This is a genomic window from Intestinibacter sp. (assembly GCF_051866655.1).
Lineage (GTDB): Bacteria > Bacillota > Clostridia > Peptostreptococcales > Peptostreptococcaceae > Intestinibacter.
This window is the reverse complement of sequence record NZ_JBJDXL010000348.1, coordinates 1-3,372: the sequence shown is the minus strand read 5'-3', so window position 1 is coordinate 3,372 and position 3,372 is coordinate 1. Positions and strand designations below refer to the sequence as shown.

The 3,372-nt window shown below is 29.4% G+C and carries 3 protein-coding genes and 1 other annotated feature; of the genes, 2 read left to right on the top strand and 1 reads right to left on the bottom strand.

From position 1 onward, the window contains the following. On the bottom strand, window positions 1–477 hold a 477-nt coding region (locus ACI3VO_RS10425; RefSeq protein ID WP_439757859.1), incomplete at its 3' end, for a TraR/DksA family transcriptional regulator. 279 nt (window positions 478–756) lie between these two features. On the opposite strand from ACI3VO_RS10425, the gene ACI3VO_RS10420 reads away from it, so the two are divergent. Together ACI3VO_RS10420 and ACI3VO_RS10415 are read left to right on the top strand one after the other, a co-directional pair. After that, window positions 757–2,013, top strand: a complete 1,257-nt coding sequence (locus tag ACI3VO_RS10420) for a 30S ribosomal protein S1 (RefSeq protein WP_439757858.1) — start codon at window positions 757–759, stop codon at window positions 2,011–2,013. Window positions 2,014–2,118: 105 nt separating this feature from the next. Beyond that, the gene (locus ACI3VO_RS10415) at window positions 2,119–2,832 is read left to right on the top strand and encodes a phosphatase (protein ID WP_439757857.1); all 714 of its coding nucleotides are present in this window, start codon (window positions 2,119–2,121) and stop codon (window positions 2,830–2,832) included. A gap of 180 nt (window positions 2,833–3,012) precedes the next feature. Next, window positions 3,013–3,232: a binding site (T-box leader), on the top strand. Window positions 3,233–3,372 lie beyond the last annotated feature (140 nt).

Genomic DNA, 3,372 nt, shown 5'->3' with positions numbered 1-3,372 from the left:
TCCATTTTTATTTAGGTCGGTTAAATTTTTAATATATTCTGAGTAAAAATGAGGATTTTGGTTTATATTGTTTAAATCGTAACGCTTGCCTTCTTCAGGAGGAGTTTCTAATTCTTTTGCACAATTAGAGCACAAAGTAGTCTCAGGAAGTATATCAAGTCTCTCAGGTTCTATCTCTTTATGACATTTTTCGCAATATCCAAATGAATTATCATCAACTCGCGATAATGCATCCTCGATTTTTTGTAGTTGGTATTCTTGATGGTTTGTCAAGCTGTTTTGCATGTCGTTCATATATACTTCGGTACCGATATCACCTGGATGATTATCATAGCTAGATAATTCTCCTGAGCTGTATCTTTCACTAGTATGTGCTGTGGTATCTCCAAATAGTGTATTGTCCTTCATTTCAGAGATTAAATTTTCTAATTCAGCCTTTTCTTTTTTTAATTTTTCTTTATAATTATTTGTATTCATTTCATCATTCCTTACATAATATAGTTGAAAATTAATTTTAGTATATGTATTATTTTAAATGATATGTATTTTTTTAAATAACTTTTAACAAGTTGATGTAAAATTTAAAAAAATTTAGTATAATATTAGGGTATGATGAAAAACTTATTGTAAAAATATATAACGAAAATAAAATTTATGTATAAATTTTGTAATAAAACTGTAGGTATTTTAACGATTAATGGTATAATAATACTTATAGGATTAATAAGATAAACGTGTGAAAGGATGTATTTTAATATGACTAATGAATTATCAATGCAAGAACTGTTAGATCAACAAGAACAACAGTTAGACAAATTAAAAGTAGGGGAGCTTATAACTAGTTCTATCACTAAGGTAACTAACGATGTAGTTGTCGTAGGGTTAGAATGTGGATTTGACGGTATAATCCCACTAGATGAGTTAAATATAGAAAAGGGTAAAGAAATAGCTGATGTTTACAACGTAGGCGATGAAATAGCTGCAATCATAACAAAAGTATCTCCTAAAGATGGTACTGTAAGATTATCAAAAGTACAAGCTGATCAAAAGAATGATTTAGTAGAATTAGAAGAAATATTTAACGAACATAAAATAGTAACTGTAACAGTTGAAAAAGCTATACAAAGAGGTGTATTTGCAAAATATAAATCTATTCAATTATTTATACCAATATCTCAAATAGATACTAAATTTGTAAATGACACAGCTGAATATATGAATGCTAATTTAGAAGTTTATATAATAGAATTTAATTCTAATAGAAACAAATATGTTGCATCTCATAGAGAAGTATTACAAGAAAGAATAGACATAGAAAGAAAAGAAAGAAGAGAAAGAATAAAAGCTGAAAGAGAAGCAGAAAGAGCTAGAATAAAAGCTGAAAGAGAAGCAGAAAGAGCTAGAATAAAAGAAGCTAGACAAGCTATATTTGATTCTCTTGAAGTAGGACAAAAAATACATGGTAAAGTAACTAAAATAATGCCTTATGGTGCTTTTATAGATATCGGTGAAGGATTAGAAGGTTTAGCTCATATAAACAACTTAGCTTGGAAGAGAGTAGAATCTGTAGAATCTGTTGTTGCTGAAGGACAAGAATTAGACGTTTATGTATTAGATGTAAACAAAGAAAACAACAGAATAGCTTTAGCTGTAAAAGACATAAACAATGATCCATGGCAAGTAATATCTAAAGAAGTTGCTATAGGAGATGTAGTAAAAGGTACAGTTGTTAGAACTATAGATAGAGGAGCTTTCGTTGAAATAAAAGAAGGTGTAGAAGCTTACTTACCAATATCTCAATTAAGCGAAAATAGAGTTCCTACTGTAAACAGTGTAGTAAATCCTGGAGATGAAATAGAAGCTAAAATATTAAACTTCAATCCAGATGAAAAGAGAATGTTAATATCAATAAAAGAAGTTAATGCAGAACCAGAAGAAGATTACACTCAATTCATGAAACCTGAAGAATCTTTAGGTGCAACAATTGGAGATGCAATAAAAAAATCTGAATAATAAATAGTCTTAGTATAAAGATTATTATGAAATAAAAAAGCTGTCTCATGTATTGGGACAGCTTGAATACATTTTAGAATAAATACGACATAAAGGGGAATTTCAATGAAAGCAATAGTGGATATGCACACACATACAGTTGCAAGTGGACATGCTTACAGCACAATAAATGAAAATGTACAATTTGCAAAACAGCATGGAATAAAAATTTTAGGAATGTCTGACCATGGACCAAATATGCTAGGAGGTCCTGAATTATACTTCTTTAATAATTTAAAGGTAATTCCAAAGGAAATAGACGGAGTTAGAGTTCTTAAAGGAATGGAGGCCAACATATTAGATGCTGAAGGTAATTTAGATAAATTAGATCCTAGAGCTTTACCAGGGCTTGATTACTTGATAGCGAGCCTTCATACAATTTGTATGAAGCCTTCAACTAAGGAGGACAATACAAATGCAATATTAAATGCTATGGACAAGGAAAAAGTCAAAATAATAGGTCATCCAGACGATGGAAGATATCCATTAGATTATGAGCCTATAGTAAAAAAAGCTAAAGAAAAAAACATATTACTAGAGGTCAATAATTCATCTCTATCACCAAATACTTTTAGAAAAGGTGCTAGAGAAAATATAAAGGCATATTTAGAGCTTTGTAAAAAATACGGAGTTAGAATCATAATGGGAACAGATGCTCATATATGCTACGATATAGGTGTTTTTAAATATGCTGAAGAGGTTATAGAAGAAGCGAATTTCCCTAAAGAATTAGTTATAAATTACTGGGAAGATCAAATAAAAGAGTTTTTCAATATATAGTAAAATGGAAATTTTAATTTGAAAATTCTGATAAATTAAGTTTATTATATTTTAGCAAATAGTCAAAATAGATAAAATTATTAAATAAAATAAAAAAATCTGATAAAATATGTTGACAATAAATGGAAAATGATATAATATTTTAATTAAGCTAAGAAAAACACAAATTAAAAGCGAAAAACAAAGGCGTTGAGTAGAAGTAGTAGGAATTTATGAAGCTTACAGAGAGCCAAAGGTAGGTGTGATTTGGCAGTGGATGAATCTGAACTTGTCTAGGAGCTGTTTACCTAGGGTAAAACGTTAGTCTACGTTACAAGGCATACAGTTTTTAACTGTTACAGAGTGAGCTTTTTATAAGCTAACTAGAGTGGTACCGCGAGAATACAACCTCGTCTCTAATTTTTAGAGACGAGGTTTTTTAATTTACAAATGATTTTAGACAAGGCCAGTCTAAATCAAAATTTTTAATATGAAATTTTTTAACACTTTAATAACTTGGTAAAAATTAATAAATAACTGGGACTCGGATAGGGCACAAGA

Excerpts from the sequence above, each read along its gene's own strand:
- ACI3VO_RS10420 (WP_439757858.1), top strand. The coding sequence starts at position 757 with ATGACTAATGAATTATCAATGCAAGAACTGTTAGATCAACAAGAACAA.
- ACI3VO_RS10415 (WP_439757857.1), top strand. The coding sequence starts at position 2,119 with ATGAAAGCAATAGTGGATATGCACACACATACAGTTGCAAGTGGACAT.